The following is a 23,933-nucleotide window of genomic DNA, read 5'->3' on the forward strand; positions in this document are numbered from 1 at the left end:
GAAGACCATGACCGACATGCTGACCATGAAGGACCCGCGCACCATCTATCCCGCCCCGCCGTTCCCGCGCCAGCCGCAGCCCGTTCCGGGCGAGGCGGCGAAGATGGAGCCGGTGCCCGACCATGGCGAGGAAAGTTATGTCGGATCGGGCAGGCTGAAAGGGCGCAAGGCGCTGGTGACGGGCGGCGACAGCGGCATCGGCCGCGCCGCGGCGATCGCGTTCGCGCGCGAAGGGGCCGATGTCGCGATCTCGCACTTGCCGTCTGAAAAGCAGGATGCCGCCGATGTCATCGCCCTGATCGAAAAGGAGGGGCGCACCGCGCTCGACCTGCCGGGCGACATCACGGACGAGGCATGGTGCCGCCGGATGGTCGAGGAGGCCGCCGAAAAGCTGGGCGGCATCGACATCCTCGTCATCAATGCCGGTCGCCAGCAGTTCCGTGAGAATATCGACGAGCTGACGAGCGAGGATTTCGACCGGACGATGAAAACCAATCTCTATGCGATGCACTGGATCACCCAGGCTGCGGTGCCGCATATGCCGGCAGGCGGATCGATAATCACCACCGCATCGGTACAGGCCTATTCACCCTCGGCCATGCTCCTTGACTATGCCACGACAAAGGCGGGCATCGTCGCCTATACCGAGGGGCTTTCGAAGCAGCTGATGGAAAAAGGCATTCGCGCCAATGTCGTCGCGCCGGGGCCGTTCTGGACCGCGCTTCAATCCTCTGGCGGGCAGCCGCAGGATTCGGTCGAGAGCTTCGGTTCGCAGAGCCTGTATGGCCGTCCGGGGCAACCGGCGGAAATCGCGCCGGTCTATGTGCTGCTGGCGAGCCAGGAAGCGAGCTATATCACCGGCGAAGTCTATGGCGTGACGGGCGGGGCCGGTTCGGTCGGCTGATCAAGCGCCGCTAACGGAACAGGGGCATCGGGTGCGATTGGGTGCGCGCGATGCCCTTTGTGTTTGTGCCTAGTGGCCCCCCGCGAGTTCGCGCATGGGCCGGGTTAGGCGGGGCAGCGGTCTTCCGAAACGGTCGGTCGGCATCAGCGACGTCGATTTCGCCGGGTCATAGCCAAGGAAGCGCACCACCGCTTCGTGCAGGGGCTGGTCGAAGCGCACGCCCGCGTTGCGCTCTTCCTGCCAGACGACCATGCCCGCCATGCGGATCTGCCCATCGGTCTTGAGGAAAAGCCTGTCGCCCTGCGACACGCGGTTCAACGGAATCTCGATCATGCAGCCGCTGAGCGACACATTATAGAGCACGGCCTGAAACGTGCGGCCATCGACCCGGCATTCGATCTGCCTGTCGGAGGCCAGCCGCTCGTGGTCTCGACGATACATAGGTTTGCAACCCTTCGGACTGGAGTTGCACCGATTCTATCGCGTGCAGGGTTAAGATCCGGTTCCGATGCAACCCCGTAATCTCGCATCGACCAGATATCACCCATGCGATGGTGCGCTGCAGCACGACGTATCCGAATGATTCGCGGCTGCATTCGTGACCGGGAAACTGCGGGTTGGCGATTCGCTTCCTATTTTTGCAATAGGGCACCAATTACTGTGAACGTTACCTCGGCGGCGTTAAAATCTACTCAAATTTGTATAATTTGCGGTCAAATACGCAAAATATCGTTGTTTTTCTGCTTTTATCCGCCGGCATTCCAGCCGTGCGTCAGGCGTGAATGGGGCAAGCCCGCCGCCTGCTGCGATCGCGCTGTCCCGCGAACCCCCCGCCGCGGAAGGACCCTGACCTAAAGTACAATACGATTTGTTGTTTTTGCACTTGCGAAGTCGCAAGTGCGAGCAGATAAGGGACCTGCCTTTCAGGCATCCTCTCCCAAAACTTTTCACCCGGTTCGGTTTATCCGAACCGGGTTTCTTTTTGCCCGCCTTGGGCTGCCTGCGCCAAGACCGCTTGGCCCGATCACCGCACTCGGCTATCGGCGGGCGATGGATTTCGACGAACAACTCCGCCTTTATTTCGGCACCAGCGACATATCTGCCGTGGCGCCATCGGCGCGAGAGGCGGGGATCGAGAAAATGCGGGTCGATCTGGGGCTGGCCCGGCAGGCTCCGCAGCGTTTCGCCATCTGGGCCCTGCTCCATGTCCTGGGAGAAGCGCCCGACCTCGATATCGCTTTCGAGGACGAGAATGAACGCGAAGCCGCGCGTAACCTGATGGACATGCTGGACGCTGCCGCCGACAAGAGCTGACGGCCTAGCCGGTCCATGGCTCGCACGTGCCGCGAATCGAATTTCGGGCACGAGGGCAATCGGGTTGCGTTTGGCTATTCGCAGGGGCACCATGCGCGACCTTATCTCCCCGCCGCGCCCGATCCGGGCTGTAATGGACGTCCCCGCCGATCCCCATGGACTACAAAGCGCTCCTCACTTTTTCACCCAATCCCTATGTGGTGATGGACCCCGATCTCGTGATCGTCTGGGCGAACGAGGCCTATCTGCGGGTCACCATGCAAACGGAAAGTGCCATCGTCGGGCGCAATGTCTTTGACGCCTTTCCCAGCGAGGGGGAGAGCCATGATCTGCTGTCCAGTTCCTTCGATCGCGTACTGGAAACACGCAAAGCCGATGAGATCGCGCTGATCCGTTATGATATCCGCGCGCCCGACGGATCGATGAGCGAGCGGTTCTGGAGCGCCACGCATACGCCCATTCTCGATGATGATGGCGAAATCACGCATATCCTGCAGCACACGGTCGACGTGACCGAATTGCACAAGCTGCGACAGCTGAGGGAAGAGGTGCGCGTGGTCGAGCGCGCAGGGGTCGTGCAGGCGCGCAATCTCGATCTTGAAGAGCAGACCGAGCGCATGCGCCACATGTTCGAACAGGCGCCCGGCTTCGTGGCGCTCCTCGATGGGCCGGACCATGTGTTCCAACTGGCCAATGACGCTTATTACGAATTGACGGGCAATCGTGAGCTTATCGGTCTGAGCGTGGCCGAGGCCATGCCCGAGATGGTCGAGCAGGGCTTCGTGCGCGTCCTCGACGAGGTCTGGAAAGGCGGCACGCCCTATTTCGGCCGGAGCGAGGAGATCTTTTTGGATCTGGCGACCGGCCGTAAGCGCATGTATCTTGAATTCATCTACCAGCCGATTTCCGATCATAACGGCAATCCCACCGGCATATACGTGCAGGGCTATGACGTGACCGAGGAGGTCATGGCGCAGCGGCGGCAGGAACTGCTGCTGGAAGAGCTAAATCACCGGGTGAAAAACACGCTTGCCGTGGTTCAAGGGCTTGCCGGTCAGTCTTTCCGCACAATCGACGCCACGGGCGAGGCGCGCCGGATTTTCAACGAACGGCTGCGGGCGCTGGCGGCAGCGCATGATCTGCTGACCAGCCAGAACTGGGAGGCATCAACCCTGTCCGATACTCTCGTATCCTCGATTCAGGCCGCGACGGGCGATGATCTCACGCGCTTCGATCTTGATGGTCCCAATGTTCTGCTTTCGCCGAAACTGGCGGTGGCTCTGGCCATGACCGTGCATGAATTGTGCACCAATGCGGTCAAATATGGCGCGCTGTCCACCCAGGGCGGACGGATCGCGATCACCTGGTCGGTCGAACCGGCAGGGGATGAACGCGACAGCCTGACCATCGAATGGCGCGAAAGCGGAGGGCCGCCCGTGGTCAAGCCGCAGCGGCGCGGTTTCGGAACCCGCCTGATCGAGGCGGGTTTCGTGATGGAGCACGATGGCGAAGCCGCGTTGCAGTACGAGCCCGAAGGCCTGCAATGCACCATCCGGCTCAAGATCGTTAAACAGGGGAAATAGGCCGCAGCGCCTGTCGGCCGCGAGCGGTTTGCATTCCCCGCGCATCAGGCATGGCCGCAATGTCCCGAAAATATTCCGGAATGACCGATGCCGGGCCGCAATCCGGCAAGGGACGACAACGGCTCAGTTCTGCGCGGGACGAGCTGTCCGAACTTTTCGTGCCCCGCAGCAGCGACCGGCCATGGGCCTATCCGGTGGCGATCGCTTTCGCGGCTGCGCTGCCGCTGTTCATCGGGGCAGGCTTCGGCGCGATCAGCCAGGCCACCATCGCCTCGATCGGGGCAATGACCCTCACCTATATGCCAAGAAGCACGCTGGACCGCCGGCTGGTCACCATCATGGCCGCCGCGTCGGGCATGATCTGTTGTTTCGCGCTGGGCCAGATCGCGCAGATCATGCCCGAACTGCGCGTGTTCTCCCTCGTGCTGGTCACTTTCTTCGTCACCTGCGGCTGCCGCTATTACCGGATTGCGCCGCCCAGCAATCTATTCTTCGTCATCGCCGCATCCATCGGCGCCTATGTTCCCGGCGGGTTGGAGCAGATGCCGCAGAGGCTGGGCATATTTGCGCTGGGCTGCATGTCGGCGATCATCGTCGGGTTTTTCTACAGTTGGTACATTACCCGCCGGCGCGAACCTGTTGATCCCGAACCCCCGCCAAAGGATATCGCGGGGGATGTCATCACCGATTCCCTCGCTTTTGCGTTCATCATCGGCCTTGCGCTGGCGATGGCGGAGAGGCTGGGCTTCGACCGGCCCTATTGGGTGACGATCAGCTGCCTTGCGGTGCTGCAGGGCCCTCATCTGAAGGCGGTGTGGCGGCGGCAGCTGCAGCGGATTATCGGGACGATGGTCGGCCTGCTCCTCACCGCCTTCGTGCTCAGCCTTGCGGATACGCCCTGGCATCTCGCGATCACGGTTTTCGTGCTGATGTTCCTGATTCAGGCAATCGTGGTGCGCAATTACGCCATGGCCGCGGTATTCATCACCCCTTACGCGATCACCCTTGCCGAGGCGACGATCGGCGGCACGGTCAATCCCGCTCCGCTGATGGCGGCGCGGTTCCTTGATACGGTGCTGGGATCGCTGATGGGCCTGCTGGGCGGGTTCCTGCTGCATGTCGATGCCATCCGCAATCCCGTCAGGTGCGCGGTCATCCGGGTGCTGCGGCTAAGGCCGGTCCGGCAATAGTGCCGATATCCCCGGCTGCGCTCTTGCCGGGACAGGAGTTTGGCGGCAGCGTCCAGCGGGACGGATGATGAAACGGATGGGGCCGTGCAAAGCCAGGAGCTGTTTTTCGATGCCGATCTTGTCCTGCCATTGCTGGCAGGCGTGGCCAGCGGCCTGCTGATCGGGATAGAGCGCGGCTGGACCCAGCGCGGGCGGGCGAGCGGCACGCGCGTCGCGGGTATTCGCACCTTTACGCTGATCGGCGGCATGGGGGCCCTGAGCGCGCTGATCGCGCTCAAGACCTCGGCGCTGATCGCGGCGGTTTTGCTGGCGGGGATCGTGGCGGGGCTGGTCGCGCTGTTCCTGCGCGGCAACGGCGATCCGGAAAGGCGCGACGCGACGACGATGGTCGCCGCGATGGTCGCGCTGGCGCTGGGGCTTATGGCAGGGGCGGGCTATCCCAGCTTTGCCATTGCCGGTGCCGCGCTTGCCAGCTTCATCCTTGCCATGCGTAAACAGTCGCACGGCTTCCTCGACCGGCTGACAAGCGAGGAAATGCAGGCGATCGCCCGCTATGGCGTGCTGACGCTGGCCGTGCTGCCGTTCCTGCCCGATGCGCAATATGGCCCCTATGATGCGTGGAACCCGTTCAGGCTGTGGCTGGTGGTGCTGCTGATTACCGGTTTTTCCATCGCGGGCTATGTCGCCAACCGGGTGGTTGGTGAAAAGCGCGGGACGATCGTCACAGCCATGATCGGCGGGGCCTATTCCTCGACAGCGGTCACGGCGGCACTGTCGACCCGGCTGGCTAACCGCGAATCCGGGCCGTTCGCGACCGGCATCTCATTGGCCAGCGCGATCATGTATCTGCGCGTCATGTTGCTGTCGCTGGTGATCGCGCCCGATGTGTGCTGGCCATTGACGAAGCTGCTGGCGCTGCCTGCCGTCATGGCCTTTGCCGCGACCGCAGTCGCCTGGCGGTTCGAGACGGCATCGACCGGCGCGCCCGGCGCCATCTCGAAACGCCCGTTCGCGCTGCTGCCGGCCATGGTCTTCCTGCTGGCCGTGGCAGGCGCATCGCTTTTGGTGAACTGGGCGCAGGCGGAATTCGGTTCGGCGGGCGGCGGGCTGTCGCTGTTCATTGCGGGCAGCTTTGACGTCGATGCCGCGACGGTCGCTTATTCGGCATTGCCCAGCGGCGCGGTGCCGGTGCGGATCGCGGCCTTGGCCCTGGCAGGGACAGTGGCGGTGAACATGGCGTTCAAGACCGCCATCACCTTTGCCAATGCGCATTGGAGCAAGGGACGCACCGCCGTTCTGGCGCTGATATCCAGCCAGGCGGTGCTGCTGGTCGTGCTGGCAGCCGATGCGATCGCCCAGTTCGCCTGAGGCTTTTCGCGGGGGCCGGGGACAATCCACGCCGCAGTGCAGCAAATTCACCCTTTTCATGGCGACGAAGCGGCGCAATAGTGCGCGGCCATGGACATAAGCCGCATCGGCCTCATCGCAGGCATCGCCCTTTCCTCCACGCTTTTGGCACCTGCCGCGCTGGCGCAGGACGTCCCCTATGAGACGCTGGAACTGCAGCGCGGGATGATCACCTTGGATACCCATCTCGACACGCCAGAAGCGATGGACCGCCCGGGCTGGTCGATCATGGACCGCCACGACGTGCGCGGCGACGGGACGCAGGTCGATTATCCGCGCATGGTGCAGGGTGCATTGGATGGCGGCTGGTGGGTGATCTACACCTCCCAGGATCCGGAAGGGGAATGGGATTACAAGCGCGTTCGCGATTTCGCGGTGATGCGCGGGATGACCATTCGCAACATGATCGCGGCCCATCCCGAACAATTCGAACTGGCGCTGACCGCCGATGATGCCGCGCGCATCAAGGGTGAGGGCAAGCGCGTCAGCTATATGAGCATCGAGAACAGCTATCCGCTGGGCGAGGATGTCTCGATGCTCGACCTGTTCTACAAGATGGGCGTGCGCATGGTGGGCTTTGCGCATTTCCGCAATAACCAGTTCGCCGACAGCTCGACCGATCCGGAAGGGCCCAAATATGGCGGCCTGTCGCCGCTGGGCTTTGAATTGCTAAAGCGGGCCAACCGCCTTGGCATGATCGTCGATGCCTCGCATTCCAGCGACGAGGTGCTGGACGACATGCTCGAACATTCGACCACGCCGGTGATCCTGTCGCATTCGGGCGCAAAGGCGATCTTCGACCACCCGCGCAATGTGGATGACGCGCGGCTGAAGAGACTGGCAGCCAAGGGCGGGGTGGTGCAGGTCAACAGCTATGCCGGCTATCTGCGCGAGGTGGAGCCGAGCCCCGAGCGCAATGCCGCCATGCGCGCTTTGCGCGAAGAGATGGGCGCACCGGCAGAGATGGATGAGGCGACATACCAGTCGTATCTGGCGAAATTGCGCGCTATCGACGCGCAATATCCGCTGGTCGACCGGCCTGACGGTAATGACTTCTTCAAGCACCTGTTCCACATCCTTGACCTTGTCGGGCCCGATCACGTCGGCATCGGCATGGACTGGGACGGCGGCGGCGGCGTTGCGGGAATCGAGGATATCACCGACCTGCCGGTCATCACGCAGGCGCTGCTGGACCGGGGCTATTCCCGCGATGACATCGCCAAGATCTGGGGCGGCAATATCCTGCGCGTCATGCGCGAGGTGGAAGCCAAGGCCGATCCGAAGCCTGCCGAATAGGGGAACGCCTGCGCGCCCACGCGTTTTCCATGCACGAGGAGAATGCAGTGAGCGATACCCGCGAAACTTTCCGGACCGAAACCGACAGCATCGGCCCCATCGAGGTGCCCGCCGATGCGTATTGGGGCGCGCAGACCCAGCGCAGCATCGAGAATTTCCCCTTTGGCACGCGTGAGGCGATGCCGATCGAGATCGTGCACGCGCTGGCCATGGTAAAACAGGCCGCCGCCCGCGTGAACCGCGACCATGGCCTTGCCGTCGAACTCGCCGACGCAATCGAGGCTGCCGCTGCCGAGGTGATCGACTGCAAGCTCGACGATCAATTCCCGCTGGTCATCTGGCAGACCGGCAGCGGCACCCAGTCGAACATGAACGTGAACGAGGTGATCGCGGGCCGCGCCAACGAAATGCTGACCGGCACGCGCGGCGGGAAAGACCCGGTGCACCCCAACGATCACGTCAATAAGGGGCAGTCCTCGAACGACAGCTTCCCCACCGCGTTGCATGTCGCGGCCGTGCGGATGGTGGAAAGCGCGCTGCTTCCCGCCATGGCGAAGCTGCGCAAGGCGCTGGCGGCAAAGGCGGGCGCATGGGGCGATATCGTCAAGATCGGGCGCACCCATCTGCAGGACGCGACACCGCTGACACTGGGGCAGGAGTTTTCCGCCTATGCGCAGCAGCTGGCCGATGGTGAGCGGCGCGTGGGCGATGCGCTGGAAGGCGTGCGCAGGCTGGCGCAGGGCGGAACGGCGGTCGGCACCGGCCTCAACGCGCCCAAGGGGTTCGGCATGGCCATGGCGCGCGAACTGTCGACGCTTGCTGGCACGGCATTCACCCCTGCGCCCAATAGTTTCGAGGCGCTTGCATCGAACGATGCTTTGGTCGAGCTGTCGGGTACGCTGAACACGCTGGCGGTCAGCCTTAACAAGATCGCCAATGATATCCGATATCTCGCATCAGGCCCGCGTTCGGGGCTGGGTGAAATCAGCCTGCCCGCGAATGAGCCGGGCAGTTCCATTATGCCGGGCAAGGTCAATCCCACTCAGTGCGAGATGCTGACCATGGTGGCGGCGCAAGTGATCGGCAATCATCAGGCCGTGACCGTGGGCGGGATGCAGGGCGCATTCGAACTCAACGTGTTCAAGCCCATGATTGGCGCGGCGGTCATCCGGTCTTTGCACCTTCTGTCGACGGGCATGGACAGTTTCGCCACCCGCTGCGTTGAGGGGATCGAGCCCAATCGTGAGCGGATCGCCGATCTTGTCGGCCGCTCGCTGATGCTGGTGACCGCACTGGCGCCGGAAATCGGCTATGACAATGCGGCCAAGATCGCCAAGCATGCGCATGAAAGCGGCCAGACCCTGCGCGAAGCTGCGCTGGAACTGGGGCTGGTGGATGGCGAGACTTTCGACCGCGTGGTCCGCCCGCAGGACATGATCTAGCCCGCGTCGGCCTAACCCGCGTCGGAACGGCCCATGCCACCGATGCCGCTGAATTCGGTCGCGCGGGTCTGCGATCCGGGCGCTTTGCCCTGCATCAGCAGGGTTATCGCGGCATGGGCGGGTTCGGAGAAGCTGTCGTGTCCGTCACGGATCATGGCGTAGGCCTTGGCCTTCATGCGCGGGTCCCAGAACTGGTGGATATGATCGGCGGTTGCCTCGACCGCGGCCTGATGGCCGATCGCGGAGAAATTCTTCGCAATATCATTGGCCATGCGGGTCAGCGTGTCCTCCGTGCTCATTCCGCCGGCTCCCGCTCGGTATCGATGCGGCGTGAGCGTTCCGAAAGCTGGGCGTAATCCTCCTGCCAGTCGGTGGGGCCATTGGACGGCATGACCTGCACGGCGGTGACCTTGTATTCGGGGCAATTGGTGGCCCAGTCCGAGTAATCGGTGGTCACCACGTTTGCCTGCGTCTCAGGGTGGTGGAAGGTCGTATAGACTACCCCCGGCGCAACCCGGTCGGTCACGGTGACGCGCAGGGTCGTTTCCCCGGTGCGGCTGGCAAGGCGGGTCCAGTCGCCATCCTTCAGTCCCCGGTTCTCCGCATCTGTCGGGTGCATCTCTAGCATGTCTTCGGGATGCCATGCTGTATTGGCGGTGCGCCGCGTTTGCGCGCCGACGTTATACTGGCTGAGGATACGCCCCGTCGTCAGCAGCAGCGGGAAGCGCGGTCCGGTCTTTTCATCGGTCGGCACATATTCGGTGACGACGAACTTGCCTTTTCCGCGCACGAATCCGTCGATATGCATCACGGGCGAGCCTTCGGGCCTTTCGGCGGTGACCGGCCATTGCACCGATCCCTTCTCTTCCAGCATCTCCCACGAAACACCGGCGAAGCTGGGGGTGAGGCGCGCGATCTCGGCAAGGATCTCGGCGGGGTGGGCGTAGTTCCAGTCGAGGCCCATGGCCTTGGCCAGTTCCTGTGTGACTTCCCAGTCTTCCAGACCGTTGGCTGGCTCCATCACCTTGCGAACGGGCTGGATGCGGCGTTCGGCATTGGTGAAGGTACCGTTCTTCTCAAGGAAAGTGCTGCCCGGAAGGAAGACATGGGCATAGTTCGCGGTCTCGTTGAGGAAGAGATCGTGGACGATGACGCAGTCCATCGCCTCCAGCCCAGCGGCCACATGTTTCGTATTGGGGTCGGACTGGAGGATATCCTCGCCCTGGATGTAGATCGCGCGGAAACTGCCATCGACCGCGGCATCGAGCATGTTGTTGATGCGCAGCCCCGGCTCTGCGTCAAGCGTGACGCCCCAGTCCTGCTCGAACAAGGCGCGGGCCGCATCGTCGGAGATATGGCGATAGCCGGCCAGCTCATGCGGGAAGCTGCCCATGTCGCAGGCGCCCTGCACATTGTTCTGCCCGCGCATCGGGTTCACGCCGACGCCGGGGCGGCCGATATTGCCGGTGACCATGGCGAGATTGGCGATGGCCATGACGGTGCTGGAACCTTGGCTGTGTTCCGTGACGCCGAGGCCGTAGTAGATCGCCCCGTTCCCGCCCGTCGCATAAAGCCGCGCCGCCGCGCGCAGATCGGCGGCGGGCACGCGGGTCACCGCCTCAAGCACTTCGGGTGAATGACGCTCGTCGGAGACAAAGCGCGCCCAGTCCTGATATTCGTCCCAGTCGCAGCGGGCGTGGATGAACTCTTCGTCTGCCAGCCTTTCGGTCACGATGACATGCGCCATCGCGGTCAGCACCGCGACATTGGTGCCGGGCTGCAGCGGCAAATGATGCGCGGCCTCGATATGCGGGCTTTTGACCAGATCGATGCGGCGCGGGTCGATGACGATCAGCTTTGCACCCCCATCCTTATTCAAATCGGGCCGCAGGCGCTGCTTCATGCGGCTGGCGAAGACGGGGTGCCCGTCGGTCGGGTTCGAGCCGATGACAAGCATCACGTCCGACTGCATGACGCTGTCGAAATCCTGCGTCCCCGCGCTGGTGCCGAAAGTGGTCTTCAGCCCATAACCGGTCGGCGAATGGCAAACCCGCGCGCAAGTATCGACATTGTTCGACCCGAACCCGCCCCGCACCAGCTTTTGCACGAGGAAGGTCTCTTCATTCGTGCAGCGGCTGGAGGTGATGCCGCCCAAGGCCTGCGCGCCGTGCTCGGCCTTGATCGCGTTGAGGCGGGCGGCGGTGAAGGACAGGGCTTCGTCCCACGAAACCTCGCGCCACGGCTGGTCGATGGCATCGCGGATCATCGGGGTGGTGATGCGGTCCTTATGGTTGGCATAGCCCCATGCGAAGCGGCCCTTGACGCAGGAGTGGCCCCGGTTGGCCTTGCCGTCCTTCCACGGCACCATGCGGACAAGCTGCTCGCCCTTCATCTCGGCACGGAAGGTGCAGCCCACCCCGCAATAGGCGCAGGTGGTGACGACCGAGCGTTCGGGCTTGCCCATATCCTTCACCGATTTTTCCATCAGTGCCGAAGTCGGGCAGGCCTGCACGCAGGCGCCGCAGGAAACGCAGTCGCTCGACAGGAAATCGTCGGAGGTCTGTCCGGCGCTGATCTGGCTGCCGAACCCGCGTCCGTCGACCGTCAGCGCGAAGGTTCCCTGCACCTCGTCGCAGGCGCGCACGCAGCGGCTGCACACGATGCATTTGTCGGGTGCGAAGAGGAAATAGGGGTTCGAGACATCGGGCTTGTTGCCCATGTGGTTCTCGCCCTCATAGCCATAGCGCACGTCGCGCAGGCCCACGGCGGCGGCCTGGTCCTGAAGCTCGCAATCATTATTGGCGCTGCAGGTCAGGCAATCCAGCGGATGGTCGGAGATATAAAGCTCCATTACCCCGCGGCGCAGCTTGGCAAGGCGCGGGGTCTGGGTCTTGACCACCATGCCATCGGCGACAGGCGTGGTGCAGCTGGCAGGCGTGCCGCGCCGTCCCTCGATCTCGACAAGGCACAGGCGGCAGGAGCCATAGGCCGAGACATTATCCGTCGCGCACAGCTTCGGGATGTCGCCGCCCGATTCCGCAGCCGCACGCATGACACTGGTGCCTTCGGGTACGGTGATCTTGCGCCCGTCGATGGTCAGCGTGACGCTGGTATCGGAATGGCTGGCGGGGGTGCCCATGTCGGGCTGGCGTTCATAGGCCATCGCAGACCTCCTTTTCGGGAGCGAAAATTTCGTAAGGGTCGCAGGCGATCAGCGCCGTGTCGCGCCGGGCAAGCGTGACCAGCGTCAACCCCGCCGCACGGGCGCGTTCGACCGCAAGCGTGGTGGGCGCGGAAATCGTGACCAGCAGCGGGCATCCGGCGCGCACGGTCTTTTCGACCAGCTCATAGCTGCAGCGCGCCGTCAGCACGATGAAGCAGGCGGCCATGTCGATGCCAGTGCGCAAGGCGTGACCGATCAGCTTGTCGAGGGCATTGTGGCGCCCCACGTCTTCTCGCACGGCAAGGATCGCGCCCGACGCATCGCATAGCGCGGCGGCGTGGGTCGCGCCGGTCGCGCGGGACAGGTGCTGGTGTTCGGGCAGATCGTTCAGCGCGCGGGTGATCGCATCGCCATCGGCCTTGGGCTGAGCGACAAGCGAGGGCAGGGGGCGCAAGGCCTCCTCGATCCCCTGCAATCCGCACAAGCCGCAGCTGCCTTCCGACAGGCGCAGGCGCAGCCGTTCGCGCAGGGTTTCGGTCCCCGCTTGCGGAAGGTCGGCACGCAGGATTATTCCGCCTTCGACCTCTGCCGGGGTGATATTGGTCAGCTGGTCGGCGCGCTCGATCAGCCCCTCGGCAAAGGCGAAGCCGGTGGCGTAATCCTCGATATCGGTCGGGGTCGCCATCATCACCGCATAGGCAAGCCCTGCGAATTCGAAAGCGATGGGCATTTCCACCGGCACGTCGCGAGTAATCTCACCCATGCCGGGCGAACCCAGCCCCAACTCGACAAAGCGCAGGGTTTGTTTGCCGCTCATGTCTCGCCCCGTGGCGGCAGGCCGAAATCTTCCGGCCAGTTACGAATTGCACTCAGCACCGGATAAGGCGTGAACCCACCCAGTGCGCAGAGCGAGCCGTCCTTCATCACCTCGCACAAATCTTCCAGCAGGGTGACCTCCTCGGCCCGGCTGCGCGTGGCGGTGGAGGTGTTGTGCATCTGCGGCGCACGCTCCAGCGCATCAGCCTCGCGCCCGCCGTCAAGGATGCGCCCGATCAGCTCGCGCCCGCGCACCGCGCCGATGCGGCACGGCGTGCATTTGCCGCAGCTTTCGGCCGCGCAGAACTGGAAGGCGAAGCGCGCCATTTCGGCCATGTCGGCGTGATCGTCGAACACGGTCACCCCGCCATGCCCGATCAGCGCATCGGCCCCGGCATAGGCTTCATAGTCGAAGGGCAGGTCGAACTGGTCAGGGTGGATATAGGCGCCCAAAGGACCGCCCACCTGCACCGCCTTGACGGGGCGACCGCTGGCGGTGCCGCCACCGATCTCGTTTACCAGCTCGCCCAAAGTGATGCCGAAAGCGGTTTCATAGAGGCCGCCATGCTTAATGTTTCCGGCAAGCTGGATCGGCATCGTGCCCTTCGACCGACCCATGCCCAGCGATCCGTATTGCGCCGATCCACCGTCCATCAGAACATGCGGCACGGCCGCCAGCGTCAGCACGTTGTTGACCACGGTCGGCTGCCCGAACAGACCCTGCAGCGCGGGCAGGGGCGGCTTGGCACGGACTTCTCCGCGCTTCCCTTCAAGGCTGTTGAGGAGCGAGGTTTCCTCTCCGCAGACATAGGCGCCCGCACCGACGCGGACCTCGATCTCGAATGGAGCGATCTTCGCGGCGGCAAGGTCGATGGCCGCGTTCAGCGTGACAATCGCATCGGGATATTCGCTGCGCAGATAGACGAAGCCCTTTTGCGCGCCCACGGCGAGGGCAGCGATGGCCATGCCCTCGATCAGGGCAAAGGGATCGCCCTCGATCAGCATGCGGTCGGCAAAGGTGCCGCTGTCGCCTTCGTCGGCGTTGCAGACGATATATTTGCGCGCAGCCTGCGCGCCCGCGACCGTTTGCCACTTGATCCCGGCGGGGAAGCCCGCGCCGCCCCGGCCGCGCAGGCCGCTGGAGGTGACTTCCTCGACAATGGCTTCGGGGCCGATCCGGCGCGCGCGGTTAAGTCCCGCCCAGCCGCCGGTGGCCTCGTAATCCTCCATGGAGAGCGGGCGGGTGCGGCCCGCGCGGGCAAAGGTCAGGCGCTGCTGGCTGGAAATCCAGGGATGCTCGGCAATCGCGCCGATCGCCTTGTCGCTGCTGCCACCAAGGATCGCGGAGACATCGGCGGCGGTGACTTCGGCATAGCCGATGCCGTCGACCTCTACGACCGGCTCCAGCCAGTGCATGCCCCAGCCCGAGACGCGCTCGACGGTGCAGCCCGCTTCGGTAAAGGCGCGCTCCACTTCGGCGGAGCCGCAGGCGCGGGCGACGGCGTCGCTTGATATGCGAACAATGCTCATGCGTTTTCGATCAGCCTGGTCAGCCGCTCCCCGTTCAGCCGTGCATGCAGATCATCGCCGATCCGCGCATTCGGGCCAACGCTGCAAAGGCCAAGGCAATAGACCGTGTCGATCCGCACACGCTCTCCGGCAGCGGCGCTGGCACTTGGCATCAGCGCCTCGACGCCGCGCGCCTTGCAGGCTTCGGCGCGGCAGATCTGCACCACGGGGCGCGGATCGGGCTCGGCACTGAAATCATGGTAGAAGCTGACCACCCCACGCACTTCGGCCCGGCTGATGTTGAGTGCATTGGCGATCTGCATTTCAGCAGCGGCATCGACGCAGCCCAGTTCCGCCTGGACATCGTGCAGGATCGGCAGCAGCGGGCCTTCCCTGCCAGCATGGATTTCGCAGATTTCCGCGATGCGCCCTTCCTGGGTCATACCTGCAATCTTCTCCCGGTTATGGTCAGGATGATAAACCCGTTGCGTTAATTACGCCACGGGCCTGACTGAAACAGAGTTTAACCGTTCTGCAGCTAATGATCGCAATCTATCACATACCCGAAAGCGCTAGCGCGTTTTCGACCGGCGCGCGATAGCTGCTGCCGAACAGGCGCAGGTGCAGCAGCCATGGCCACAGGCAATAGATCGGCTGCCGCTCCCGCCATCCCGGCTCCATGTCGAGCGCATCGAAAAAGCTGTCGGGCGGATTGTTGAACAGGGTGAGTGCGGCAACATCGACTTCCCGATCGCCGTGAAAGCAGGCGGGGTCGATCAGCGTGCAGGAACCGGCGGGCGCCACCAGCACGTTTCCGCCCCACAGATCGCCATGCAGCAGCGAAGGCGGCGGCCGTTCGGGCAGCATGTCGGGCAGCCGCGCGGCCAGCGTCTCTACGCGCCGGGCAATATCGCGGGGCAAGTCATGGACATGGCACATCAGCCGGTTTTCGGCCCAGAAATCAGGCCAGCAGGTGTGCCGCGTATTGATCATCGCGACCTTGCCGAAGGCGTAATCCTCGCCCCAGCCATAGCTCTCGCCATGGGCGGAGCGGAGCATGGCCATCTGGTCGACGAGGTCATTCCACCCGGAGGATAACCGGCCTCCATCCTCGACCCTTTCCATCAGGAGCAGGTCGCCATCGCACGCGATGACCTGCGGGGCGGCGGCGCCACTGGCAGCAATTGCGCCCAGCATGCGCGCCTCCTGCGCCACAAGCGGGCCCTGTTTTGCGACCAGTGTGTCGCCGTTTTCCAGCGTGAGCAGATGGACAGCGGATATGTCGCCGCCATGCAGCGCCATGATGTTGAATACCGGTTGTCCCAGCAGGGCGGAGGCCTGTGTGCGAAGGCTCATCCCAGCTTTCGACGATGGCGCGGGCCGCGCGATCGACTTGGTCCCAGGTGCGGGAAAAGCCCTCGTCGCCGCCGTAATAGGGGTCGGCGACCGGCTCGCCCTCAAGCCCCTCGACCATATCGAGAAGCAGCGCGATTTCAGCGGTCGTATCCATCGGGGCACGCGCCCGGATATCGGCAAGGTTTTCGCGGTCGAGCGCGAATATGTGGGTGAAGCTGCTGTAATCCACCTCGCCGATCTGGCGGGCGCGATAGGAGGAGATGTCCTCGCCCCGGCGCTTCGCTTCTGCCTGCGCGCGTGGATCGGGCGGGCCGCCGACATGCCAGTGGCCGGTGCCTGCTGAATCGACCTCCCAGTCGAGCCCGGCTTTAGAAAGCCGCGAACGCAAAGCGGCCTCTGCCAGAGGGGAGCGGCAGATATTGCCGAGGCAGACGAAAAGAACTGATGGCATAGAGGTCAATTCTCCGGCCGTATGGCGATTAAGTCGATCAGCGCGGACATGCCAGAATGGCCCGGTCCCTCGTCGACCTCGGCATCATAGGCGTTCAATATGCTTATGTCCCAGCCAGCAAAGGCTTCGCGCAGCATATCCTCGGTATAAAGGTTCTCTCGCGCTTTCGGGCCGCCGGTGCCGTATTCCAGCTGCTCTGGCCGATAGCCTTCGAGAAGGAGCAGGCCGCCCGGCTTCAGCGTCTTTGCAAAGCCTTTGAAGATTTCTGCCCGAAATGCGGGATCGGCAATCTGGATGAAAATGGCGACAACCGCATCGAACTCGGCCTCGGGCCAGCCATAGTCGGCCAGATCGACCAGTTCGGTATGCAGCCTCACGCCCTTTTCGCCGGCAAGTCGGCGGGCCTTGGCGATGCCCTTTGGCGCGAAATCGGTAGCGACGACATCATGGCCGAGGCCGGCAAGATATACGCCATTGCGTCCTTCGCCGTCGGCCACGGCCAGTACCCGCGATGCGGGCGCGATGCGATGGGCCTCACGCTTCAGGAAGGCGTTGGGCTCGGTGCCGAATACGTAATGCTCGGCCTCGAACCTGTCGTCCCAGAATTGCGACTGCCCGTGATCTGCCATGCGCTGCTCCCTTGGTGCCCCGGCGATGTAGGAAGCGCCGGGGCATTCCGAAAGGCCAGCGAACAGAAAGCCTAGCGGGTGAGGGTCTTTCGCACGGCCTCGTGCCAACCGCCGATCAACTGCTGGCGCTCGTCCGCCTTCATCCTGGGGGTGAAGAGATCGCCCTGCGTCCATGTCGCGGCCAGATCGCCAAGGCTTTCCCAAACGCCTGTCGCAAGCCCTGCATGAAAGGCCGCGCCCAATGCCGTCGTTTCCAGATGGACGGGGCGCTCGACCGGGGCCTCCAGCATGTCGGCAAGAAACTGGCACAGCCAGTCGTTCGCCGCCATGCCGCCATCGACACGGATCGCTTCGGGCGCCTTGCCGCCGTCGGCGACCATCGCCTGCGCGAGGTCCATCGTCTGATAGGCCACCGCCTCCAGCGCGGCGCGGGCCAGATGCGCCTGCGTCGCGCCAAGGGTCAGGCCAAAGATCGCGCCGCGCGCGTCCGGATCCCAATGCGGCGCGCCAAGGCCGACGAAGGCCGGCACCATATAGACGCCGTGATTGCCGGGCACCTGCGTCGCCATGTCGTTCGTCTCACGCGCATGGGTAATGACCCCGATGCCGTCGCGCAGCCATTTCACCGCCGCGCCCGCGACGAAGATCGATCCTTCGAGCGCATAGGTCATCTCGCCATTCAGGCGATAGGCGGGCGTGGTCAAAAGGCGGTTCTGCGAAGCCAGCGCCTCCTTGCCGGTGTTCAAAAGCATGAAGCAACCGGTGCCATAGGTGCTCTTGGCCATGCCGACATCGAAACAGGCCTGCCCGAACAGGGCCGCCTGCTGGTCGCCCGCAACGCCCGCGATGGGGATTTCCGCGCCGAGCAATTCCTTGTCGGTCATGCCGAAGACATGGGAATTATCGTGTACCTCCGGCAGCATCGCCATCGGCACGCGAAAGAGGCGGCACAGCTCTTCGTCCCACGCTTGCGTGCGGATGTTGTAAAGCAGGGTGCGGCCCGCATTGGTGACATCGGTCGCGTGGACCCTGCCGCCAGTAAGGCGCCACAGCAGGAAACTGTCGATGGTGCCGAATGCCAGCTCACCCTTTTCGGCGCGGGCGCGGGCGCCGGGAACCTCGTCCAGAATCCATGCCAGCTTCGTCGCCGAGAAATAGGGATCGACGAGAAGGCCGGTCTTTTCCCGCACGCCCTCTTCCTCGCCCGCTGCCTTCATCTGGGCGCAGAGCTTGGCCGTGCGGCGATCCTGCCAGACGATGGCGCGGTGGATCGGCTTGCCGGTGACGCGTTCCCAGACGACCACGGTTTCGCGCTGGTTGGTGATGCCGATGCCGGCAATGGCGCTGGCGGGCAGGGCGCTTTTGGCGATCGCCTCGCGCGCGGTTTTCACCGTATCGCGCCAGATATCCTCGACATCATGCTCGACCCAGCCGCCTTCGGGATAATGCTGCTGGAATTCGCACTGCGCGGTGCCGATGGGCTTGGCCGCGTCGTCGAATACGATGGATCGGGTGCTGGTCGTGCCCTGGTCGATGGCGAGAATATGGCGGGGCTGGGTCATCTTTGATCTCTCCGGGGGGGAAGTTAATATCTGGTTCAGGCAGGGATGTCAGCGTCGCTGGCTCCGGCCATTTCTTCGCGGTTCTGGAACGGCTTCACGCCATATTGATAGATCGCGGCACCGACCACGCCGCCGACCAGCGGGCCCGCGATGGGCACCCACATGTAGAAATCCTTGCCGGGCAGGGCGGATGATCCCCAGCCTGCGAAAAAGGCGAAAATGCGCGGGCCAAGATCGCGCGCCGGATTGATCGGCCATGCTTCCAGATATCCGCCCGATGCGCCGATCCCGGCGACCAGCAAGCCGATCATGAACGCGCCCGAATTCGCCATGGGCGCGACGGTGTTATATTCATCGGTGATCGCGAAAATGCCAAGCAGCAGGATGCCGGTCAGGATCACCTCGTCCCAAAAGGCATGGGTGGGGGTGATGTGAAGCCCGGGGTTGGTGAAGAACACGCCCGATGCGCCGCCCGCCGCGCGGGTCAGCTCATGGGTGGCGTTAAAGGCATCGATCACCGGGCCATACATCTGCAGCACCAGCGCCGCGCCAATGAATCCGCCCACGACCTGCGCTGCCATATAGGGCAGCACCTTTCGTTTGGGAAAACCGCGAAACAGCATCAGCGCCAGCGTCACCGCCGGATTGGCATGCGTGCCCGATACCGAGCCGGTGACGAAAATCGCCAGCGTCACGGCCAGGCCCCAGGCGATGCACACGCCCCAATAGGCGGTCGCGTATGGGCTGGGATCGTAAAGAATGATCATGGCTGCGGCGCTGTCGCCAAGGGTGATGATGATCGCCACCGCCAGCATTTCGGAAATGAGTTCGCCTATCAGGCGGCCTTTCAGGGGCAAGGGAGAATCCTCCGATATATTTTCGCTTTCAATGCGCCCCATAGCATTTGGTTTCGTACGAACGTCAATATTTTCGTTTGAGTTTTCGTTTTTCGGGACCTAAATAGGCGTCGAAGCGTAATCCGGTCGTCGGCGCCTACCCCTCTCCCCATATCTCCCAGGCGTCGGCGACCGGGCCCTTTGCGCGACGCTGCAAAGGGCCCGGACTTGAAAAACGATAGATCTGAAGAGGACGTGAGAGTGACCAAGCCTGCTATCCCCGAAGTCGACCTGCTGATCATCGGCGGCGGCATCAATGGCGCAGGGATCGCACGCGATGCGGTCGGACGCGGCCTTTCTGTCATGCTGGTGGAGCAGGACGATCTGGCAAGCTACACCTCCTCCAGCTCGACCAAGCTGATCCATGGCGGCCTGCGCTATCTCGAGTACTACGAATTCCGGCTGGTGCGAGAGGCGCTGATCGAGCGTGAGCGGCTGTTGAACATGGCGCCGCATATCATCTGGCCGCTGCGTTTCGTGCTGCCGCAGTCGCAATCGCCGCGCCCTGCGTGGATGGTGCGGCTGGGCCTGTTCCTTTACGACAATATCGGCGGGCGCAAGGAACTGCCCGGCACCGATACCATCGACCTGTCAAGCGACCTGAAAGGCAGCGGCCTGAAAGATGGCGGCAAGGCCTTCGTCTATTCCGACTGCTGGGTCGAAGACAGCCGCCTCGTCGCATTGAACGCGATGGATGCCGCTGCGCGCGGTGCGGATATCCGCACCCGCACAAAGCTGATCGCCGGTCGGGCAGATGGCGATGAATGGATCGCCACGATCGAGGACAAGGACGGTACTCACGAAGTCCGCGCGAAAATGCTGATCAATGCCGCCGGGCCGTGGGTGGACGAGATGCTTCGCACGCTGGGCCGGGCGAAAAACGATCGCGGTGTGCGGCTGGTCAAGGGCAGCCATATCATCGTGCCCAAACTCTATGATGGCGACCATGCCTTCATGCTCCAGAACCCCGATCGCCGCATCGTCTTCGCCATCCCCTATGAGCATGACTACACGCTGGTCGGCACCACGGACGAGCCATGGCAAGCCGCGCCGGGCAAGGCCGAGATCAGCGAGAGCGAGACCGAATATCTGCTCGACACCGCGAACCGCTATTTCGAAACGCAGGTAGGCAAGGGCGATGTGAAATGGAGTTATGCCGGCATCCGCCCGCTTTATGACGATCATGCCGCCAATGCGTCAGCCGTGACACGCGACTATGTGCTCGACCTTGAGAAAGGTGAGCCGGGGCGCCCGCCGATGCTGTCGATATTCGGCGGCAAGATCACGACCTTCCGTAAGCTGGCCGAACACGCGATGCAGGAGATCTCGGGCATTTTCCCGAAGATGGGGCGCGCATGGACCGCAGGTATCACCCTTCCGGGCGGTGAGATCGCCCGTGGCGATTTCGAAGGCTTCGTCGACACACTTTCTGTGCGCTACCCGCAGTTGCCCGCTGCACTGCTGCGGCGATATGCGCGGGCCTATGGCGCGCGGACGCACGTTCTGATCGGCGGAGCTGCGACGCTGGACGAGCTGGGCCGCGATTTCGGTGGCGGGCTGTATCAGGCCGAAGTAGATTATCTGGTCGAGCACGAATGGGCGCGCAGTGCCGAGGATATTCTGTGGCGCCGCACGAAGATGGGGCTGCATGTTCCCGCCGGCACTGCCGAAGCAGTGGAAGCCTATCTGGCGACACGTTGATTGCGCGATGGCGCGCGCTAGGGTGCGGCGATGAACGAGCTTCCCGGCCATGACAGCGATATCGTCGCCAAGCGGCGTGAACATATCCTCGAACTCGCGCGGGCGGCCGGAAGCGTAAGCGTCGAATATCTGGCAGAGCGGCTGGAGGTGACACCCCAGACCATTCGCAAGGACCTTAATGTCCTTGCCGAACGATCGCTCTTGTCACGCGTCCATGGCGGGGCGCTGGTCACTTCGGGTGTCAGCAATCTGGCCTATGACGCGCGCCGCCGCGTGGCGAGTGAGGCGAAATCCGGCATCGGCTCCGCCGCCGCGGCGCTGGTGCCCGATGGCGCATCGCTGTTCATCAATGTCGGCACCACGGTCGAGGCGGTGGCGGCGAACCTCTCGCATCACCGCGATCTCGTTATCATCTCGAACAATCTCAATGTCATCGACATGCTATCGGGCCATCCATCGGCCCAGCTGGTCTGTGTGGGCGGATCGGTGCGCACGGCGGACCGGGCGGTGGTGGGCGCGCTGGCCATGCGCTTCATCGACAATTTCAAGGTCGATTACGCGATCATCGGTGTTTCCGCGCTCGATTCCGATGGCTCGCTGCTTGATTTCGACATTGACGAGGTGGAGGTCGCGCAGCGGATCATCAGCAATGCGCGCAAGGTGATCCTTGTCGCCGATAATACCAAGGTCGGTCGCTCCGCACCTGTTCGCATTTGCGGAATGGATGAGATCGATTTCCTCGTTTGCGACCGGATAGAGGATGCGGAACTACGCGCCGCGATCGCGCGCGGCGGGGTCGAACTGATCGAAACCGGCGGCGCGCACTAGTCGGCAAGCCCTGCGCCGCGCAGGAAGAAATCGGTTCGCCTGCGGATCTGTTCGGGGGTCGCAGGCTCGAAATGGCCGTGGCTGATCGCCTCCATCTGGAAGTCGAGCACATGCATGCCAAGGAAGATATCGGCGAGCATCGTCGGCTCCTCGATCATCTCGACTCCCTGCTCCGCCCATAACTGGAAAATGTCGTGCAAGGCGACACGCTTGCCGAGCTGGGTCTTTTTGAAAAAATCCTCTGCAAAGCTGGAATCGGCGATGCATCGGCTCATGACAATACGAAAAATTGCAATATATTCGGGGCTTAGAACGGATTCGTGCAGCGCTAGGCCGACTTCGTGCAGCGTCACGGACGGCTTTCCACCGCGTGCTGCAATCTCGCGGATGATATCGGCCCCGTGATCACGGGTGTCGGAAATGACGGCCTCCAGCAGACCCTCCTTGTTGCCGAAAAGCTTGTAGAGCGTCGCGAGCGATCCGCCTGCGCGTTCAACGACTTCCGACAGCTTGGTCGCCTCGAATCCCTGTTCGGTGAACAGGGTGAGCGCGGCGCATTTCATGGCGTTGCACCGGCGGTCGAGCCGTTCGTCCGTAATCTCCGTCAATTTCTCACTCATTGTACTTTTTGCCTCTTGAACCGCGACGTGTAATCGCTATTACGCATTTCGCAACCGCAAAAAGTTCGGAATTTCATAATGCGCAGCTTCCTATTCCCGCTGGCGGCGTCCCTCGCTCTTGCCGCATGCGGGGGACCCGATCAGCAGCCTGCCCCCCAGGCGGTGCCGGTCAAGACCATCACCGTGGCGACCGAAGATGTACCCAATGTCGTCGAATTGCCCGGCCGCGTGGCCGCCGTCCGCACGGCAGAGGTGCGCGCACGCGTCACCGGCATCGTTCAGCGCCGCCTCTATGAGGAAGGTTCCGACGTGCGTGAGGGGCAGCCGCTGTTCCGCATCGACCCATCGGAAATGCAAGCAAGCTATGCGCAGGTCGAGGCCAGCCTGAAATCCGCGCAGGCCACCGCCACCAATGCCCATGCGGTTGTCGACCGGTATGAGCCGCTGGTGAAGGAAAACGCGATCAGCCGGCAGGAATATGACGCCGCGGTCGCTGCCATGCGCGAGGCCGATGCCAATGTCGCGCAGCTGCGCGCCCAGCTGCAGGCGGCATCGCTCCAGCTTGGCTATACGCTGGTCCGGGCCCCGATCTCGGGCCGTTCGGGCCGAGCGCAGGTGACCGAGGGCGCGCTGGTGAGTTCCAGCGAAGGCACGCTCCTCGCCACGGTCGAACAGACCTCGCCTGTCTATGTAACCTTCAACGAATCGGCTGCCAATCTCGTGCGAGTGCGCAGGCAGATGGCGGCCGGCGAGCTCGATTACAGCGACGGTCAGAGGGTAGAGGTCAGGCTGACACTGGCCGATGGCAGCGCCTATCCGGTGCCCGGCTACATCGACTTCCTGGCATTCTCGGTCGAGGAAACGACCGGCACGGTCGAGATCCGTGCCGAGGTGCCCAATCCCGATGGGGCGTTGATTCCCGGCGAATTCGTGCGCGGCCACCTGCGCGTGGGTTCGCGCAAAGGTGCGATCGTCGTGCCGCAGCGTGCGGTTACCATGGCCAGTGGTGGCGGAACCGTCATGGTCATCGCCGAGGATGGCACTGCCGAAGTCCGCAGCGTGAAGCTGGGCCAGATGACCGAAGGCAAGTGGATCGTGGAAAGCGGGCTCAAGCCGGGCGACGAGGTCATCATCAGCAATCTGCAGAAACTGCGTCCGGGCGTTCCGGTGCAGGTCGCCAATACGCCCACCGGGCAGGACGGAGCGGCAGCAAAGGCCAGCGGGGCAACACCCTCTGGCGCAAAGGCCGAAGAGGCGAACTGATCC

The 23,933-nt window shown here is 63.4% G+C and carries 21 protein-coding genes and 1 pseudogene; 10 read left to right on the forward strand and 12 right to left on the reverse strand.

Annotated features, from left to right (window positions below):
- The first annotated feature begins 7 nt into the window (after window positions 1-7).
- Complete coding sequence (locus A9D13_RS17945) at window positions 8-904, forward strand: SDR family oxidoreductase (RefSeq protein ID WP_066776908.1); 897 nt, start codon at window positions 8-10, stop codon at window positions 902-904.
- A gap of 69 nt (window positions 905-973) precedes the next feature.
- Here the strand turns inward: A9D13_RS17945 and A9D13_RS17950 are convergent, their stop codons facing one another.
- Window positions 974-1,345 carry a PilZ domain-containing protein gene (locus A9D13_RS17950; protein WP_066776911.1) on the reverse strand — a complete coding sequence of 124 codons (372 nt, stop codon included), beginning with the start codon at window positions 1,343-1,345 and terminating at the stop codon, window positions 974-976.
- 609 nt (window positions 1,346-1,954) lie between these two features.
- On the opposite strand from A9D13_RS17950, the gene A9D13_RS17955 reads away from it, so the two are divergent.
- From A9D13_RS17955 to fumC, 6 genes are all read left to right on the forward strand, one after another.
- Window positions 1,955-2,218 (forward strand): hypothetical protein, encoded by a 264-nt coding sequence (locus A9D13_RS17955; protein ID WP_066776912.1) that lies wholly within the window; start codon window positions 1,955-1,957, stop codon window positions 2,216-2,218.
- 155 nt (window positions 2,219-2,373) lie between these two features.
- Window positions 2,374-3,801, forward strand: coding sequence for a sensor histidine kinase (locus tag A9D13_RS17960; protein WP_066776920.1), 1,428 nt, complete (start codon window positions 2,374-2,376; stop codon window positions 3,799-3,801).
- Between the two features lie 80 nt (window positions 3,802-3,881).
- The gene (locus A9D13_RS17965; RefSeq protein ID WP_066776923.1) at window positions 3,882-4,991 is read left to right on the forward strand and encodes an FUSC family protein; all 1,110 of its coding nucleotides are present in this window, start codon (window positions 3,882-3,884) and stop codon (window positions 4,989-4,991) included.
- Window positions 4,992-5,075: 84 nt separating this feature from the next.
- A complete protein-coding gene (locus tag A9D13_RS17970) occupies window positions 5,076-6,359 on the forward strand; it encodes an MgtC/SapB family protein (protein ID WP_156522162.1) in 1,284 nt (427 codons plus the stop codon).
- Window positions 6,360-6,449: 90 nt separating this feature from the next.
- Window positions 6,450-7,694 carry a dipeptidase gene (locus A9D13_RS17975; protein ID WP_066776927.1) on the forward strand — a complete coding sequence of 415 codons (1,245 nt, stop codon included), beginning with the start codon at window positions 6,450-6,452 and terminating at the stop codon, window positions 7,692-7,694.
- A gap of 47 nt (window positions 7,695-7,741) precedes the next feature.
- Window positions 7,742-9,136 carry a class II fumarate hydratase gene (gene fumC / locus A9D13_RS17980; protein WP_066777562.1) on the forward strand — a complete coding sequence of 465 codons (1,395 nt, stop codon included), beginning with the start codon at window positions 7,742-7,744 and terminating at the stop codon, window positions 9,134-9,136.
- A gap of 11 nt (window positions 9,137-9,147) precedes the next feature.
- Here fumC and A9D13_RS17985 read toward each other — a convergent pair whose 3' ends face one another.
- The 10 genes and pseudogenes from A9D13_RS17985 to A9D13_RS18030 all read right to left on the reverse strand — a co-directional run bounded on the left by A9D13_RS17985 (window position 9,148) and on the right by A9D13_RS18030 (window position 19,479).
- Complete coding sequence (locus tag A9D13_RS17985) at window positions 9,148-9,435, reverse strand: formate dehydrogenase subunit delta (protein ID WP_066776929.1); 288 nt, start codon at window positions 9,433-9,435, stop codon at window positions 9,148-9,150.
- On the reverse strand, window positions 9,432-12,299 hold the full coding sequence (fdhF, locus tag A9D13_RS17990) for a formate dehydrogenase subunit alpha (protein WP_066776931.1): 2,868 nt from the start codon (window positions 12,297-12,299) through the stop codon (window positions 9,432-9,434). Before fdhF ends, A9D13_RS17985 begins: the two co-directional genes overlap by 4 nt.
- Entirely contained in the window at window positions 12,289-13,116 is an 828-nt protein-coding gene (gene fdhD, locus A9D13_RS17995; RefSeq protein ID WP_066776934.1) for a formate dehydrogenase accessory sulfurtransferase FdhD, read from the reverse strand. Before fdhD ends, fdhF begins: the two co-directional genes overlap by 11 nt.
- On the reverse strand, window positions 13,113-14,645 hold the full coding sequence (locus A9D13_RS18000; protein ID WP_066776937.1) for an NADH-ubiquinone oxidoreductase-F iron-sulfur binding region domain-containing protein: 1,533 nt from the start codon (window positions 14,643-14,645) through the stop codon (window positions 13,113-13,115). The genes fdhD and A9D13_RS18000 overlap by 4 nt, the downstream gene beginning before the upstream one ends.
- Complete coding sequence (locus A9D13_RS18005; RefSeq protein ID WP_066776940.1) at window positions 14,642-15,067, reverse strand: NAD(P)H-dependent oxidoreductase subunit E; 426 nt, start codon at window positions 15,065-15,067, stop codon at window positions 14,642-14,644. The genes A9D13_RS18000 and A9D13_RS18005 overlap by 4 nt, the downstream gene beginning before the upstream one ends.
- A gap of 112 nt (window positions 15,068-15,179) precedes the next feature.
- Window positions 15,180-15,980: a fructosamine kinase family protein gene (locus A9D13_RS18010; protein WP_066776942.1), complete on the reverse strand. Its 801-nt coding sequence runs from the start codon at window positions 15,978-15,980 to the stop codon at window positions 15,180-15,182.
- A 10-nt stretch (window positions 15,981-15,990) separates the two neighbouring features.
- Window positions 15,991-16,431 (reverse strand): annotated as a pseudogene (locus A9D13_RS20245) (low molecular weight protein-tyrosine-phosphatase); the annotation flags it as partial.
- Between the two features lie 5 nt (window positions 16,432-16,436).
- Window positions 16,437-17,060, reverse strand: a complete 624-nt coding sequence (locus tag A9D13_RS18020) for a class I SAM-dependent methyltransferase (RefSeq protein ID WP_066776946.1) — start codon at window positions 17,058-17,060, stop codon at window positions 16,437-16,439.
- Between the two features lie 71 nt (window positions 17,061-17,131).
- The gene (gene glpK, locus A9D13_RS18025; protein WP_066776948.1) at window positions 17,132-18,622 is read right to left on the reverse strand and encodes a glycerol kinase GlpK; all 1,491 of its coding nucleotides are present in this window, start codon (window positions 18,620-18,622) and stop codon (window positions 17,132-17,134) included.
- A 35-nt stretch (window positions 18,623-18,657) separates the two neighbouring features.
- Window positions 18,658-19,479 (reverse strand): MIP/aquaporin family protein, encoded by an 822-nt coding sequence (locus A9D13_RS18030; RefSeq protein WP_229665471.1) that lies wholly within the window; start codon window positions 19,477-19,479, stop codon window positions 18,658-18,660.
- A gap of 240 nt (window positions 19,480-19,719) precedes the next feature.
- On the opposite strand from A9D13_RS18030, the gene A9D13_RS18035 reads away from it, so the two are divergent.
- Both A9D13_RS18035 and A9D13_RS18040 read left to right on the forward strand, forming a co-directional pair.
- Complete coding sequence (locus A9D13_RS18035) at window positions 19,720-21,219, forward strand: glycerol-3-phosphate dehydrogenase (RefSeq protein ID WP_066776949.1); 1,500 nt, start codon at window positions 19,720-19,722, stop codon at window positions 21,217-21,219.
- Window positions 21,220-21,249: 30 nt separating this feature from the next.
- Complete coding sequence (locus A9D13_RS18040) at window positions 21,250-22,047, forward strand: DeoR/GlpR family DNA-binding transcription regulator (RefSeq protein WP_066776952.1); 798 nt, start codon at window positions 21,250-21,252, stop codon at window positions 22,045-22,047.
- On the opposite strand, the gene A9D13_RS18045 is transcribed toward A9D13_RS18040, so the two are convergent.
- Window positions 22,044-22,667, reverse strand: a complete 624-nt coding sequence (locus A9D13_RS18045; protein ID WP_066776955.1) for a TetR/AcrR family transcriptional regulator — start codon at window positions 22,665-22,667, stop codon at window positions 22,044-22,046. The genes A9D13_RS18040 and A9D13_RS18045 overlap by 4 nt on opposite strands.
- Window positions 22,668-22,745: 78 nt before the next feature.
- Here A9D13_RS18045 and A9D13_RS18050 point away from each other — a divergent pair, with 78 nt between their 5' ends.
- Complete coding sequence (locus A9D13_RS18050; protein WP_066776958.1) at window positions 22,746-23,930, forward strand: efflux RND transporter periplasmic adaptor subunit; 1,185 nt, start codon at window positions 22,746-22,748, stop codon at window positions 23,928-23,930.
- Window positions 23,931-23,933 lie beyond the last annotated feature (3 nt).

The organism is Croceicoccus mobilis, from assembly GCF_001661965.1.
In the GTDB taxonomy this organism is placed as follows: domain Bacteria; phylum Pseudomonadota; class Alphaproteobacteria; order Sphingomonadales; family Sphingomonadaceae; genus Croceicoccus; species Croceicoccus mobilis.